This is a genomic window from Streptomyces sp. NPDC004284 (assembly GCF_042874035.1).
Classification (GTDB): domain Bacteria; phylum Actinomycetota; class Actinomycetes; order Streptomycetales; family Streptomycetaceae; genus Streptomyces.
The window spans coordinates 56,632-70,466 of sequence record NZ_JBIAMJ010000007.1 but is presented as its reverse complement, the minus strand read 5'-3'; the positions used below and the strand labels follow the sequence as shown (position 1 = coordinate 70,466).

Below are 13,835 nucleotides of genomic sequence, written 5' to 3'. Positions count from 1 at the left end.
CCGCGCACACCTCCCCGTACGAAACACGCGGGGAAACCGGGAACGGTTGTGTCGAGAAAAATCGAAAATGAACACGGAAACCCCCCTTTGGAGTGAACTCACCTCAGGCGACTGCCAGTTCACTCTCCGTGCGTAAAGATTCCGGTGTCTCAAGTCGCCGAGGCCGCGCCGACCCACCGTCCCCGTGGTGAGCGGCCGGCGACGCCATGTCTCCTGTGGGGGTTCCACCATCTTGAACAGCAACACCTTCCGCATGCCCGTACGCCGCTCCGCCGCCGCCGCGACCGTCGCCGCCCTGGCCGTCGGCCCCGTGCTCCTCGCGGCCCCGGCGGCGCACGCCACGGGCGGCGAAGGGCGCGCCACCGCCGCCGTGCTGAGGGCGGGCCTCGACGTCTCCCTCCTCGGCGAGACCGTGAACGTGCCGGTGCGGGCCTCCCTCAACGAGGTCAAGGCGCCGGAGAGCGAGAACGAGACCGCGCTCTCCGTGAAGGTGCAGGGAGCCGAGGGCGGGGAGCCGATCGACCTCCTCAAGGCCGACGTCGCCACCGCCGACGCGACCGTGGACGAGAAGAAGGCCGAGGGGCACGTCAACCTCGTCAAGGCCCGGGTCCACGTGCCCGGCATCCCGCTGCTCTCCCTCATCGAGGTCGAGAAGGTGACGTCCAAGGCGCTGTGCGAGGTGGGGAAGCGGCCGGTCGCCCAGTCCAACGTCCTCGGCCACGTCACCGTGTTCGGCAAGAAGACCACCCTGTCCGCCGCCGGCCGGACCCAGGTCGGCGTGCCGGGCATCGGCCAGGTCACCCTGGACCTCTCCCGGACCTCCACGACCTCCCGCACCGCCGCCGCCACGGCCCTCGAACTCAAGGTGGAGGTCGACCCGCTGAAGCTCGGCGTCGCCAAGGTCGACGGCACGGTGACCCTCGCCGAGGCCACCTGCGAGACGCCCAAGGGCACGGCCCCGACGCAGAAGCCCACCGAGAACCCCACCGACCGGCCGACCGACAACCCGACCGGTCAGCCCACCCACCGGCCCAGCGGGCAGCCCACCCAGCAGCCCTCGGTCGAGCCGAGCGACGCCGGCGGCGGCATCAAGACGAACAACGGCGGCACCACGCCCACCGAGAACCTCGCCGAGACCGGCTCCAGCTCCACCACCCCGTACATCGCGGCCGGAGCGCTGGCCCTCCTCGTCGCGGGCGGCGGCGCCCTCGCCGTGACCCGCTCGCGCGCCCGCAACCGCGGCTGACGGCCCGAGGGGGAAGCGCCGGGGGGCGCCGGGAGGGAAGCGAGGGTCCGGGGAGGGCGGTGGTGACGACACCGCCCTCCCCGGACCCTTCCACGTGAGGGACCCCTCGGCGGAAGCCCCTCAGCCGCCGATCAGCAGCGCCTGGTCGAGCGCCTGGAGGAAACGGTTCGTCGTCGCCCGGTCCCGCACCGCGAGCCGCAGCCAGTTCCGGTCGAGCCCCGGGAACGTGTCGCCCCGGCGGGCCGCGAAACCGAGCGACCGCAGCCGCTCCCGTACCGCGTCCGCCCCGTCGATCCGCAGCAGCACGAAGGGGCCCTCCGACCCCGCCACCGTCCGCACCTCGTCGAACTCCGCGAGCCCGGCGAGCAGATGGGCCCGCTCCACACCGATCCGGTGCGCCACGTGCTCCGCCTCCGCGAGCGCCGCCCGCGACATGCACGCTTCCGCCGCCACCAGGGCCGGCGTCGACACCGGCCACAGCGGCTGCGTCCGCTCCAGGGCCGCGATCGTCTCCGGCTCGGCCAGCACGTACCCGATCCGCAGCCCGGCGAGCCCCCAGGTCTTGGTGAGGCTCCGCAGCACCACGAGCCCCGGCACGTCGGTCCGCCCGGCCAGCGACTCCCGCTCGCCCGGCACCGCGTCCATGAACGCCTCGTCCACCACCAGGACCCGCCCCGGGCGGGCCAGCGCGGCGATCGAGGCGGCCGGATGCAGCACGGAGGTCGGGTTCGTGGGGTTCCCGATCATCACCAGGTCCGCGTCCTCCGGAACGGCCGCCGGATCGAGCCGGAAACCGTCCTCCTCGCGCAGCAGCACCCGGCCCACCTCGTGCCCGGCGTCCCGCAGCGCCGCCTCCGGCTCGGTGAACTGGGGGTGCACCACGACCGGCCGCCGCACCGGCAGCGCCCGCGCGAGCAGCACGAACGCCTCCGCCGCGCCGGCCGTGAGCAGCACCCGGTTCGACGGCAGATCGTGCCGCTCGGCGACCGCCGCCCGCGCGGCCCGGCCGTCCGGATAGGCCGCGAGACCGGTCAGCGAGTCGGCGATCCGCTCCCGCAGCCAGTCCGGCGGGGTGTCCGTCCGGACGTTGACCGCCAGATCGATCAGTTTCTCGTCCCTGACCTCGACGTCACCGTGGTGGCGCAGGTCGTGGGTGTCGGTATGCGTGTGCGTGTCCATGGCCGCCGTCGTGTGGGGGGTGGGGATGGTGGGGGGTGAGCCAGGCTCGCCAGCGATGTACCCGTGGGTCAAGGGCAACAACCGTGCGCCTGGGGCGACTTCGTTCGGGCGAAACATGACAGAAGTGGCAAGCGCGCACGTTACGGACCGGGTTTTCCGCTTCGGTACGAGCAGCACGGCCCCGCCCCGACCGGCGAACCGCACGACGGGCCCGGCCCGACGTCCCGCACCCGCGCGCGTGCCACGGCCTCCGCCCGGCTCGGCACCCGCGCGCGTGCCGGGGTCTATACCTGGTTCCGCGCCCGCACCCGCGTGCGTGCCGGGGTCCGTACCCGGCTCCGCGCCCGCACCCGCGTGCGTGTCGGGGTCCCCTCCCGGCTCCGCGCCCGCACCCGCCGCCAGCAGCGCCGCCGCCTCCGCCACGGACGCCGTGCCCGTCGCGGCCAGCGGCAGCGCCGAGGGATGCGGTACGGGTACGGCCGCCAGCTCCCCGGAGGTGAACCCGCGCACCGGCACCCCGAGCGCCGCGGCGGCCGCCACGATCCCCGGCTCGGCCGCCCGCGCGTCGAGCGTGGCGAGCGAGCGGACGTCCGCCCGCGTCAGGCCCGCCTCCCGCAGGACCGCGTCGACGAGCGCGAGGACCTCGTCCGCCGGCGCGCCGGACCGGGCCCCGACACCGAGGTGCGCGGACTCGGGACCATCGGATAGCAAAGGTCCATGGCTGTAGTCGTCGCGTTCGGCGCGTTCCTCATGACGCTCTTCGGCGGCTGGGTCGCCGGGCGCGTCACCGACCGCCGCCACCTCGTCCTCGGCCTCGCCGGCGGACTGATGCTCGGCGTCGTCGGACTCGACCTCCTGCCGGAGGCCCTGGACGCCGCGGGGAAGAAGGTCTTCGGCGTCCCCGAGGCCCTGCTGCTCTTCGTCGGCGGCTTCCTCTTCGCCCACGTCGTCGAACGGCTCCTCGCCGTCCGCAGGGCCGCCCACGGCGTCGGTGCGGACTGGGGGGCAGCGCAGAGCGCTTCGATGAGGGGCGGTGGTCGGGAGACGGGCGGGCGGGTCCCCCAGGTCGGTCTGACGGCTGCCGCCGCGATGGTCCTGCACAGCCTCATGGACGGCGTCGCCCTCGGCGCCGCCTTCCAGGTCGGCGGCGGCATGGGCGCCACCGTCGCCCTCGCCGTCATCACCCACGACTTCGCCGACGGCTTCAACACGTACACGATCACGAGCCTCTACGGGAACGCCCGCCACAGGGCCCTCGCGATGCTCGTCGCGGACGCCGTCGCCCCGGTCGTCGGCGCCGGACTCGCCACCTTCTTCACCCTTCCGGAGGAACTGCTCGGCTGCTATCTCGGCTTCTTCGGCGGCGCTCTGCTCTACCTCGCCGCCACCGAGATCCTGCCGGAGGCCCACCACACGCACCCGGCCCGCTCCACCCTGCTGTGCACGGTGGCGGGCGTGGCCTTCATCTGGCTCGTGGTGGGCGTCTCCGGCGGCTGAACTCACGCGCAGTGCTCCACGAACCGCGCGGCGACCTCCGGGGACCCCGCCCAGTGGGTGTGCACATAACTGGCGTGCACCCCGCCCTGCACGAAGCCCTCCACGCGCCGCTCCGGCTGCCGCAGCCCCCAGGCCGCCAGCGGCCCCGCGCCCGGCTCGATCACGGTGCGGTGGAACTCGTGCCCGCGCATCCGGGCCCCGGCCGGCGCGAGGACGCTGTCGCTCACGGCGACGGCGTCCCGGTAGCCGAGCGTGAGCCGCTCCGACATCCGGGCGTCGGCGTCGAGCACGCCGCACATCGGGTGCCCGTCCAGAGACCGCGCCAGGTACAGGAGCCCGGCGCACTCGGCGGCGACCGGCGCGCCCGATGCCGCGAGCTCCGCGACCGCCTTCCGGAGCGGCTCGTTGGCGGACAGCTGCTCCCCGTACATCTCGGGGAAGCCGCCACCGATGACGAGCCCGCTCGTCCCCTCGGGGAGGCGCTCGTCCCGGAGCGGGTCGAAGGTGACGACCTCGGCGCCGGCGGCCCGCAGGAGCTCCGTGTGCTCGGCGTACGAGAAGGTGAACGCGGCCCCGCCGGCGACGGCGACGACCGGCCGTGGTGGGCAATCGTTCCGCAGGGCGGAACGGCTGGGCACCACGGAACCACCGGCGTGCAGCCGCTCCCCGACCTCAGCCACCCACGGCATGGCGTCCAACGTCGGCGCTGACCGCGCAAGCGCAAGCAGCGCCTCCATGTCGCACCCGGCAAGCACCTGCTCCGCCTGCGCGGCGACCGCCTCCACCGCCTGGGCCTGCCGCTCGGCGACCGGCACGAGACCGAGGTGCCGCGACGGCGTGGCGACGGCAGGGGCCCGACGCAGGACGCCGAGCACCGGCACCCCCGACTCCCCGAGCGCCTCCCGCAGCAGATGCTCGTGGCGGTCCGACGCGACCTTGTTGAGGATCACGCCCCCGATCCGCACCTCCGGGTCCCAGGACGCGAAGCCGTGCACGAGCGCCGCCACCGACCGCGACTGGGAGGACGCGTCGACGACGAGCACCACCGGCGCCTTGAGGAGCTTCGCCACCTGCGCGGTGGAGGCCAGTTCGCCCTGGTCGGCGGCCCCGTCGTAGAGGCCCATGACGCCCTCGACCACGGCCAGGTCGCAGCCGCGCGAGCCGTGCAGGAAGAGCGGCGCGATCAGCCCCGTACCGCACATGTACGCGTCGAGGTTGCGGCCCGGGCGGCCGGTCGCGAGCGCGTGGTAGCCGGGGTCGATGTAGTCGGGGCCGACCTTGTGCGGGGAGACGGCCAGGCCACGGCCGGCGAACGCGGCCATCAGGCCGGTCGCGACCGTGGTCTTGCCCGCGCCGGACGACGGCGCGGCGATGACGAGACGTGCTACCACTCGATGCCCCGCTGGCCCTTCTGACCGGCGTCCATCGGGTGCTTGACCTTGGACATGTCGGTGACGAGATCGGCGAAGTCCATCAGCTCCTGCGGCGCGTTGCGGCCGGTGATGACGACGTGCTGCTGCCCGGGACGGTCGCGCAGCACCTCGACGACCTCCTTGACGTCGATCCAGCCCCAGTGCAGCAGGTAGGCGAACTCGTCGAGGACGTAGAACTTGTACGTCTCCGCGGCGAGGTCCCGCTTGACCTGCTCCCAGCCCTGCCGCGCCTTCTCCTCGTGCGAGAGCTCGCCCTCGGCGACCTCGCGCTGGATCCAGGACCAGCCCTCGCCCATCTTGTTCCAGGTGACCGTGCCGCCCTTGCCGGTCTCGCCGAGCGCCTTCAGGGCGTTCTCCTCGCCGACCTTCCACTTGGCGGACTTGACGAACTGGAACACCCCGATCGGCCAGCCCTGGTTCCAGGCGCGCAGCGCCATGCCGAACGCGGCGGTCGACTTCCCCTTGCCGACGCCGGTGTGCACCATCACCAGTGCCCGGTTGCGGCGCTGACGGGTGGTGAGACCGTCGTCGGGCACGACGGTCGGCTGTCCCTGCGGCATTAAGCGGCCCTCCTCGTTGAATGTCCTGCTGCCTGTACGTCTCTGACGAGGCCGGCGATCGAGTCGGCGCGCAGCTCGTCCAAGGTCACGGCGGTGCCGCCGAGTTCGCGCGCCAGGTTCCCCGCGAGCCCGAGCCGCACCGGCCCGGTCTCGCAGTCGACGACCACGCTCGCCGTGCCGTCGGCGGCGTGCAGCCGCGCGGCCCGGGCGGCGAGCGCCACCGGATCGCCGGCGGCCCGGCCGCCGGTCGCCCGGCCGTCGGTCACGACGACGAGCAGCGGGCGGCGCGAGGGGTCCCGCAGCCGTTCGACCCGCAGTACGTCGTGGGCCTTGAGCAGCCCGGCGGAGAGCGGCGTACGGCCTCCGGTCGGCAGCTTCTCCAGGCGGGCGGCGGCCGCGTCCACGGACGAGGTCGGCGGCAGCGCGACCTCGGCGTCCCGGCCCCGGAAGGTGACGAGACCGACCTTGTCGCGCCGCTGGTAGGCGTCGAGGAGCAGCGAGAGCACCGCGCCCTTGACGGCGCTCATCCGCTGCCGGGCGGCCATCGACCCGGAGGCGTCCACGGCGAAGAGCACGAGGTTCCCCTCGCGCCCCTCCCGGGTCGCCTGCCGCAGGTCGTCCCGCCGGACGACGAGTCCGGGCCCGGACCGGCCGCGTGCCCGCTGGTGCGGGGCGGCGGCCTGCACGGTCGCGGCCAGGTGCAGCTTGGTCAGCGCGCCCCGGGGCCGGGTGGATCCCGTGGTACGGCCGTGCTCGGTGCGGGCCCGGGAGCGGCGCCCGGCCGCGCCCTGGCCGAGACCGGGCACGCTGAGCACCTTCGTGCGGAAGGGCTCACCGGCCTTGACGGCGGCGCGCTCACCGGCACCGGAGCCCTGCGGGGCCTGCTGCGGGGCCTCCTGCGGGGCGGGCGCGCTCTCCGGGGCCTCGGCGGACTCGGGCGCGGGACCGTCGGGCCCCTCGCCCTGAGGCGGAACGCCCCCACCGCCACCGGGGCCACCGTCACCCGGCCCGTCCGGCTCGGGATCGTCGTCCGGCTCGTCCCCCTTGAACTGCTCCAGGGTCTCGTCGAGCTTGTCCTCGTCGAGGCCGGGCGCGTCGAAGGGCGAGCGCCGGCGGCGGTGGGGGAGGGCCAGGAGCGCGGCCTGCCGCACGTCCTCCGAGGTCACCCCGGTCCGCCCCGCCCAGGCGGCGAGCGCGGTCGCGGTGCGGGCCATCACGATGTCGGCGCGCATGCCGTCCACCTCGAACGCGGCACAGGTCGCGGCGATCTGGAGCAGCACGGCGTCGCCGAGGGTCACCCGGGACAGCAGCTCCCGCGCGGCGACGATCCGCTCGCGCAGCGCGGCCTCCTCGCCGGCCCAGCGCGCGGCGAACGCGGCCGGATCGTCCTCGAAGGCGAGCCGCCGCCGGACGACCTCGACCCGCTGCTCGGGGTCCCGCGAGGCGGCGACCTCCACGGTGAGCCCGAACCGGTCGAGGAGCTGCGGCCGCAGCTCACCCTCCTCGGGGTTCATGGTCCCGACGAGCAGGAAGCGGGCGGCATGCCGTACGGAGACGCCTTCGCGCTCGACGTGGGAGGCGCCCATGGCGGCCGCGTCGAGCAGATGGTCGATGAGGTGGTCGCTCAGCAGGTTGACCTCGTCGACGTACAGGATCCCCCGGTGCGCGGCGGCGAGAAGCCCCGGCTCGAAGGCCTTCACGCCCTCGGCGAGCGCCTTCTCGATGTCGAGCGAGCCGACGAGCCGGTCCTCGGAGGCGCCGACGGGCAGCTCGACCATCCGCGCGGCACGTGCGGTCCCCGGCGCGTCGCCGTGCGGCCCGTCGGGGCAGCCCGGGTCGGGCGAGGCCGGGTCACAGCTGAACCGGCACCCCGCGACCACCGAGACCTCCGGCAGCAGCTCGGCGAGCGCGCGCACGGCGGTGGACTTCGCGGTCCCCTTCTCGCCCCGCACGAGCACCCCGCCCACGGCCGGGCTGACGGCGTTGAGCAGCAGCGCGAGCCGCAGATCGGCCATGCCGACGACGGCGGTGAACGGATACCGGGTGCTCATCGGGTGTTCCTTCCATCGAGTTCGGTTCGCTGATGTCCCGAAGGACGGCCCGGCGTCACGGCGCCCCCGGCGGCACGAACGGCAGCCCCTCCGGCGCCCCGCCCTCGATCAGCCGCAGCAGCGCGTCCGTGTCCGCGTGTTCCTCGATCAGGTCGCCGAGCCGGTCGAGCTGCTCCTCGCGCAGCGCGCCGAACGAGGTGTCGGGCGCGGGCACGAACCGCCGGCCCGCCGCCGCGGCGACCTCCCGCAGGAAGGCCCGGCGGAAGCCGTCGCTCTCCAGGGAGCCGTGCCAGTGGGTGCCCCAGACGGAGCCGGCGCGGCAGCCGTCGAGGAACGGCTCCCCGCCCTCCACGGAGGCGACGCCGTGGTGGATCTCGTACCCCTCGACCCGCTCGCCGAGCGCCTCGCCGACCGGCCGGGCGAGGGTCTTCTCGACCCCGAACCGCACCCGTACGGGCAGCAGCCCGAGCCCGTCGACGACCCCGGCCTTCGACTCGACCTCGTCCTCGATGCGCTCGCCCAGGGCCTGGAAGCCGCCGCAGATGCCGAGGACCGGCCGGCCCTCGGCCGCGCGCCGGACGAGGGCGTCGGCGAGGCCGCGCTCGCGCAGCCAGGCCAGCGCCCTGACCGTGCCCCGGGTGCCCGGCACGACGACGAGGTCGGCGTCGACGAGCTCCTCGGGCCGGTCGACGAACCGGACGACGACGCCCGGTTCGGCGGCGAGCGCGTCGACGTCGGTGAAGTTGGACATCAGCGGTACGGCGCAGACGGCGACCCGCAGCACGTCCGCGCCGACCGGCGGCGCGACGACGGACTCGCGGACGGTGCCCCGCAGGGAGACCCGCAGGCCGTCCTCCTCGTCGATGCCGAGCCCGTGCGCGTACGGCAGGACACCGAAGGTCCGGCGTCCGGTGAGGCCGTGCAGCATGTCGAGTCCGGGCTCCAGCAGCGTCACGTCGCCGCGGAACTTGTTGACCAGGTAGCCCGCCACGAGCGCCTGGTCCTCGGGCGCGAGCAGCGCCGTCGTCCCGAAGAACTGGGCGAAGACCCCGCCCCGGTCGATGTCCCCGACCACGACGACGGGCAGCTTCGCGGCGCGCGCGATGCCCATGTTCACGATGTCCGTGCGCCGCAGGTTGATCTCGGCCGGACTGCCCGCCCCCTCGCAGATCACGGCGTCATACGTGCCCCGGAGCTCCTCCAGGCACGCCATCACCGGCTCGAAGAGGGTCTTCTGCCGCCCTCCGTGGTAGCCGCGGGCGCTCATCTCGCCGACCGGCTTGCCCATGAGGACGACCTGGCTGGAGCGGTCGCTGCCGGGCTTGAGCAGCACCGGGTTCATCAGGGCGGTCGGCTCGACCCGGGCCGCCTGCGCCTGCATGGCCTGCGCGCGGCCGATCTCGGCGCCCTCCCGGGTGACGAAGGAGTTCAGGGACATGTTCTGTCCCTTGAACGGCGCGACCTTGATCCCCTGCCGGACCAGCCAGCGGCAGATGCCGGCCGTGACGACGCTCTTGCCCGCGTCGGACGTGGTCCCGGCGACGAGCAGCCCCCCACCCCTCATGCGTTCCTCCGCTTCAGTGCGCTCGCGATCATGCGGCCGCCCACGCAGGCGGCCAGGGTCAGTGCGGTGACCCGGCGGGAGAGCCGGACCGCGCGGTCGATGTCGGCGACCTCGACGGGCCGCCCCTCCCCGTTGAGCACGGGCCGGTGCTCGACCCGCCCGGCGTACGAGAGGGTCCCCCCGAGCCGTACGCCGAGGGCGCCCGCGAAGGAGGCCTCGACGGGTCCCGCGTTGGGGCTCGGATGCTTGGCCGCGTCCTCGCGCCAGGCCCGTGCGGCCCCGCGCGGATCGCCGCCGGCGACGGTGGCGAGGACGGCGGTCAGCCGGGCCCCGGGCCAGCCGGCCAGGTCGTCGAGGCGGGCCGAGGCCCAGCCGTAGCGCCGGTGGCGGGGGGACTTGTGGCCGACCATCGCGTCGAGGGTGTTCACCGCGCGGAAGCCGACCAGGCCCGGCACGCCCGCGACCGCTCCCCAGAAGAGGGCGCCGACGACCGCGTCGGAGGTGTTCTCGGCGACGGACTCGACGACCGCGCGGGCCATCGCGGGGCCGTCGAGGGACTGCGGGTCGCGCCCGCACAGGTGCGGCAGCCGTTCCCGGGCCACCTCCAGGTCCCCGGCGGCGAGGGCGCCGCCGATCGCGCGGGCCTCGCGGCCCAGGGTCGTACCGCCGACGACGGCCCAGACCGAGGCGGCGGTGAGGGCGACGGAGGCCGCGCGGCTGCCCCGTACCGTACGGGCGGCGAGGGCGCCGGCCGCGACGGTGGCGCCGGCGCAGACGGCGGTGTGCAGGGCGCCCCAGCCGCGGTGGTCGTGCCACAGGGCCTTCTCGACCCGGCCCGCGGCCCGGCCGAAGGCGGCGACGGGATGGCCGCGGCGGGGGTCGCCGACGAGCAGATCGACGGCGAGACCGGCGGCCGCGCCGTACGCGAAGACACCGGTGGTTCTGGACGGGGTGGGGCTGCGGCCGGGCATGGCGCTGTGTCCTCACTCAGGGTCCGCGCCCTGGATCGACGTGACCGGCGGCGAGAGTTCCTGACTCCCGGACCCCTCGGGATCCGGTCACAGTGGCGGGACCGCGCCGGAATCGCACCGGACTTCCTCTCCTGCCGCCGTATGGCCCCGGCAGTCCACCACGGCCCGAGAACAGCCGTCAACTCACCCTTGACCTGCATCGCGTCACTGTGCGAAGCACCACAAACACGACGGCCGGGCGGCCCGCACACGAGGTGCGGACCGCCCGGCCGGGGGTACCGGGGACCGTCAGGCGACGATCAGGTAGATGCCGTACGCCACGGCCGCCAGGCACAGGGCGAAGCAGGCGTAGGCGCCGGTGCGGGCCAGGGCGGCGGAGCCTCCCTGGGCGGCGGCCTGCTCCTGCTTGGAGAGGCCGACGACACCGAGGGTGAAGAGGCCCACGAGGGCGACGGTCGTCACGAGGCTGACTCCGAAGACGGAGCCGAGGGCTGCCCAGTCGATCTTCATGCTTGGTTCCAGTTCCTTAGACCGCGGCGGTGGCCGGGGGAGCGGCCGGGTCCGTGGGGACCGGCGCGGGGATGGTGGTCTTCAGGTCCTCGTCCGCGACGGCGGCGACGGAACCGGCCGGCGGCGGGGTGACGGCCGCGATCGCGGTGGTCACGACACCCGCGGGCTCGGCGTCGCCGTCGATGTCGTCGTCCGTGACGTTGTGCCGGTCGACCGGCTTGCGGCGGGACAGCGACCAGATGACGCCCGAGCCGGCGACGAGGAGGACCGCGACGGCGACGATGCCCCAGGTGCCCTGCTTGGTGAGGAACTCGGCACCGGCGCCGACCACGGCGGCGGCGGGCAGCGTCAGGCCCCAGGCGACGAACATCCGGGTCGCGGTCGACCAGCGGACGACACCGCCCTTGCGGCCGAGACCGGCGCCCATCACGGCACCCGAGCAGGACTGGGTGGTGGAGAGGGAGAAGCCGAGGTGCGAGGAGGCGAGGATGACCGTGGCGGCACTGGTCTGGGCGGCGAAGCCCTGCTGCGGCCGGAGGTCGGTGAGGCCCTTGCCCATGGTGCGGATGATGCGCCAGCCGCCGAGGTAGGTGCCGAGCGCGATCGCCATGCCGGCGGAGACGATGACCCACAGGGGCGGGTTCGAGCCGGGGGCGACGACACCCTGGGTGACCAGGGCGAGGGTGATGATGCCCATCGTCTTCTGGGCGTCGTTGGTGCCGTGGGCGAGGGAGACGAGACCGGCGGAGGCGATCTGGCCGGCCCGGTAGCCCTTGGCGGTGTGCTTCTCGTCGGTCTTCGCGCCGATCTTGTACGTCAGCCGGGTGGCGAGCGTCGCGGCGAGACCCGCGACGATCGGGGCGGCGACGGCCGGGATGAGGACCTTGGTGACGATGGTCGGGGCGTTCACGGCGGACCAGCCGGCCGACATGACCGCGGCGCCGATGAGGCCGCCGAAGAGGGCGTGGGACGAGCTGGACGGCAGTCCGAGCAGCCAGGTCAGCAGGTTCCACAGGATGGCGCCCACGAGCGCCGCGAAGATCACTTCTGTGCGAATGCCCTCTTCGTTGATGATCCCGCCGGAGATCGTCTTGGCGACCTCCACGGACAGGAAGGCGCCGACGAGGTTCAGCACGGCGGACATGGCCACCGCCGTCTTGGGCTTGAGAGCACCGGTCGAGATGGTCGTGGCCATCGCGTTGGCGGTGTCGTGGAAACCGTTCGTGAAATCGAACACGAGAGCTGTCACGACCACAATGGCGAGCAGCAGCGTGATGTGTTCCATTTACCCAGGCAATCGTTTGACGTCAGTGGCTCGTCGAACGTAGGCAACCTGGGTGAACGGAAGATGAACTGGGGCGGGCGACGTGGTGTCCCTAACCGGTGTCAAGAGATTCCGCTTAGCCCTCCGGCGTGACCGGTGTCCACGATGCGGTCACCCCGGAACCACGGGTAATCCCGCTCCTCGCCGGGCCCGTGCGACCCACCCCGTCTCCTCCCCGTCCGCCCGGTTCCGCTCCCTGGACAGGACCATCCGACCGGGGGACCCCCTCGACGAGACTCATGTCACTCCCCGGGGCGAACCCTCCGGTTCCCCCCCCGCCCGGGTCCGTCCGGTGGCAGGCCCGGGCCGTCCTGCCGAGACTGGGAGCGTGCGCCCGGCTACAGCGACGGCAGCGGCCGTCACCACCCTGATCGGTGTCGGCGCGGCCGTGGTGGCGGCCGGCCGGTACGCCAGCGATGTCGCCCTCAGGACACCGTCCGAACGACCACTGCCCGGAGACCCCAGGCTCACCGTGCACGCCACGGAACCCGAGCGGGTCACCCTCACCCGCAGCCTCGCCTCGCTGCGCCCCGGCACGTACGGGATGGAGGCCCCCGGACTGCACGCCGTCCTCGGCCCCGTCCTCGACCGGGTCCCCCACACCGCCGACACCGTCGTCCGCCGCCTGGAGCGCGTCGAACTCGGCGTCCTCGGACCGGGGGCCCGCGTCCGGCTCACCCCCCAGCTGCACCGGGGCACCCCGCTCAGCGCCCTCGGGCTCGCCCACGAGGACGTCGAGATCCCCGGCGAGCTCGGCCCGCTGCCCGCCTGGCTCGTGGCCGGCCCCCGCACCACCTGGGTGATCGCCCTGCACGGCCTCGGCACCACCCGCGAGCACCCGCTGAACCTCGTCCCCTTCTTCAACCGCCGCAAGATCCCCGTCCTCGTCCCCGCCTACCGGGGCGACGAAGGGGCGCCCGCCTCCCCGGACGGCCTCGCCCACCTCGGCGACTCCGAGTGGCGCGACGTCGACGCCGCCATCCGCTACGCCGTCCGCCGGGGCGCGCGGAAGGTCGTCCTGCACGGCTGGGGGACCGGCGCCTCGATGGCCCTGCGCGCCGCCGCCGAGTCGGGCGTGCGCGACCGGATCAGCGGCCTCGTCCTCGACTCCCCGGTCCTCGACTGGGAGGCCACCCTCCGCAACCTCGCGGCGGCCTCCCACGTCCCCGCCCCCCTGCTCCCGCTCGCCGTCCGCGCCGCCCAGGGCAGGACCGGCCCGCACCCGGACCTCCTCCGGATCGCCTCGGAACCGGACGCCCTGCGCGTCCCCGTCCTCCTCTTCCACGGCCCCGACGACACCATCGCCCCCTGGGAACCCTCCGTCGAGCTCGCCGCCCGCCGCCCCGGCCAGGTCAGCCTCAAGACCGTGCGGCACGCCCCGCACGCCTCGATGTGGAACGCCGACCCGGTCCCCTACGAGGAGTCCCTGCGCCGCTTCCTCACCCCCCTGTTCTGAGGCCGCTCCCGGGCCCTCGCGGCGCCCGTTCCGACGGGGCGTCC

11 protein-coding genes and 1 riboswitch are annotated in these 13,835 nt (G+C 74.3%); of the genes, 3 read left to right on the top strand and 8 right to left on the bottom strand.

The window, feature by feature from the left end:
* The first annotated feature begins 232 nt into the window (after nucleotides 1–232).
* Nucleotides 233–1,246, top strand: a complete 1,014-nt coding sequence (locus tag ACFYUS_RS19630; protein WP_388853217.1) for an SCO1860 family LAETG-anchored protein — start codon at nucleotides 233–235, stop codon at nucleotides 1,244–1,246.
* 120 nt (nucleotides 1,247–1,366) lie between these two features.
* Here ACFYUS_RS19630 and cobC read toward each other — a convergent pair whose 3' ends face one another.
* On the bottom strand, nucleotides 1,367–3,136 hold the full coding sequence (gene cobC, locus ACFYUS_RS19625; RefSeq protein ID WP_388853214.1) for an Rv2231c family pyridoxal phosphate-dependent protein CobC: 1,770 nt from the start codon (nucleotides 3,134–3,136) through the stop codon (nucleotides 1,367–1,369).
* A 6-nt stretch (nucleotides 3,137–3,142) separates the two neighbouring features.
* Here cobC and ACFYUS_RS19620 point away from each other — a divergent pair, with 6 nt between their 5' ends.
* The gene (locus ACFYUS_RS19620; RefSeq protein ID WP_388853211.1) at nucleotides 3,143–3,922 is read left to right on the top strand and encodes a ZIP family metal transporter; all 780 of its coding nucleotides are present in this window, start codon (nucleotides 3,143–3,145) and stop codon (nucleotides 3,920–3,922) included.
* A 2-nt stretch (nucleotides 3,923–3,924) separates the two neighbouring features.
* On the opposite strand, the gene ACFYUS_RS19615 is transcribed toward ACFYUS_RS19620, so the two are convergent.
* The 7 genes from ACFYUS_RS19615 to ACFYUS_RS19585 all read right to left on the bottom strand — a co-directional run bounded on the left by ACFYUS_RS19615 (nucleotide 3,925) and on the right by ACFYUS_RS19585 (nucleotide 12,296).
* The gene (locus tag ACFYUS_RS19615; RefSeq protein WP_388853208.1) at nucleotides 3,925–5,313 is read right to left on the bottom strand and encodes a cobyrinate a,c-diamide synthase; all 1,389 of its coding nucleotides are present in this window, start codon (nucleotides 5,311–5,313) and stop codon (nucleotides 3,925–3,927) included.
* Nucleotides 5,307–5,915: a cob(I)yrinic acid a,c-diamide adenosyltransferase gene (gene cobO, locus ACFYUS_RS19610; RefSeq protein WP_388853205.1), complete on the bottom strand. Its 609-nt coding sequence runs from the start codon at nucleotides 5,913–5,915 to the stop codon at nucleotides 5,307–5,309. The genes ACFYUS_RS19615 and cobO overlap by 7 nt, the downstream gene beginning before the upstream one ends.
* Nucleotides 5,915–7,966 carry a putative cobaltochelatase gene (locus ACFYUS_RS19605; RefSeq protein ID WP_388853202.1) on the bottom strand — a complete coding sequence of 684 codons (2,052 nt, stop codon included), beginning with the start codon at nucleotides 7,964–7,966 and terminating at the stop codon, nucleotides 5,915–5,917. The genes cobO and ACFYUS_RS19605 overlap by 1 nt, the downstream gene beginning before the upstream one ends.
* Nucleotides 7,967–8,021: 55 nt before the next feature.
* Entirely contained in the window at nucleotides 8,022–9,530 is a 1,509-nt protein-coding gene (locus tag ACFYUS_RS19600) for a cobyric acid synthase (RefSeq protein ID WP_388853200.1), read from the bottom strand.
* A complete protein-coding gene (locus ACFYUS_RS19595; protein WP_388853197.1) occupies nucleotides 9,527–10,501 on the bottom strand; it encodes a cobalamin biosynthesis protein in 975 nt (324 codons plus the stop codon). Before ACFYUS_RS19595 ends, ACFYUS_RS19600 begins: the two co-directional genes overlap by 4 nt.
* Before the next feature lie 31 nt (nucleotides 10,502–10,532).
* A riboswitch (cobalamin riboswitch) is annotated at nucleotides 10,533–10,676 on the bottom strand.
* A gap of 113 nt (nucleotides 10,677–10,789) precedes the next feature.
* Nucleotides 10,790–11,011 (bottom strand): hypothetical protein, encoded by a 222-nt coding sequence (locus tag ACFYUS_RS19590; protein WP_388853194.1) that lies wholly within the window; start codon nucleotides 11,009–11,011, stop codon nucleotides 10,790–10,792.
* Nucleotides 11,012–11,027: 16 nt separating this feature from the next.
* On the bottom strand, nucleotides 11,028–12,296 hold the full coding sequence (locus ACFYUS_RS19585) for an anion permease (protein ID WP_388853192.1): 1,269 nt from the start codon (nucleotides 12,294–12,296) through the stop codon (nucleotides 11,028–11,030).
* A gap of 367 nt (nucleotides 12,297–12,663) precedes the next feature.
* Here ACFYUS_RS19585 and ACFYUS_RS19580 point away from each other — a divergent pair, with 367 nt between their 5' ends.
* Nucleotides 12,664–13,791 (top strand): alpha/beta hydrolase, encoded by a 1,128-nt coding sequence (locus tag ACFYUS_RS19580; protein ID WP_388853189.1) that lies wholly within the window; start codon nucleotides 12,664–12,666, stop codon nucleotides 13,789–13,791.
* Nucleotides 13,792–13,835 lie beyond the last annotated feature (44 nt).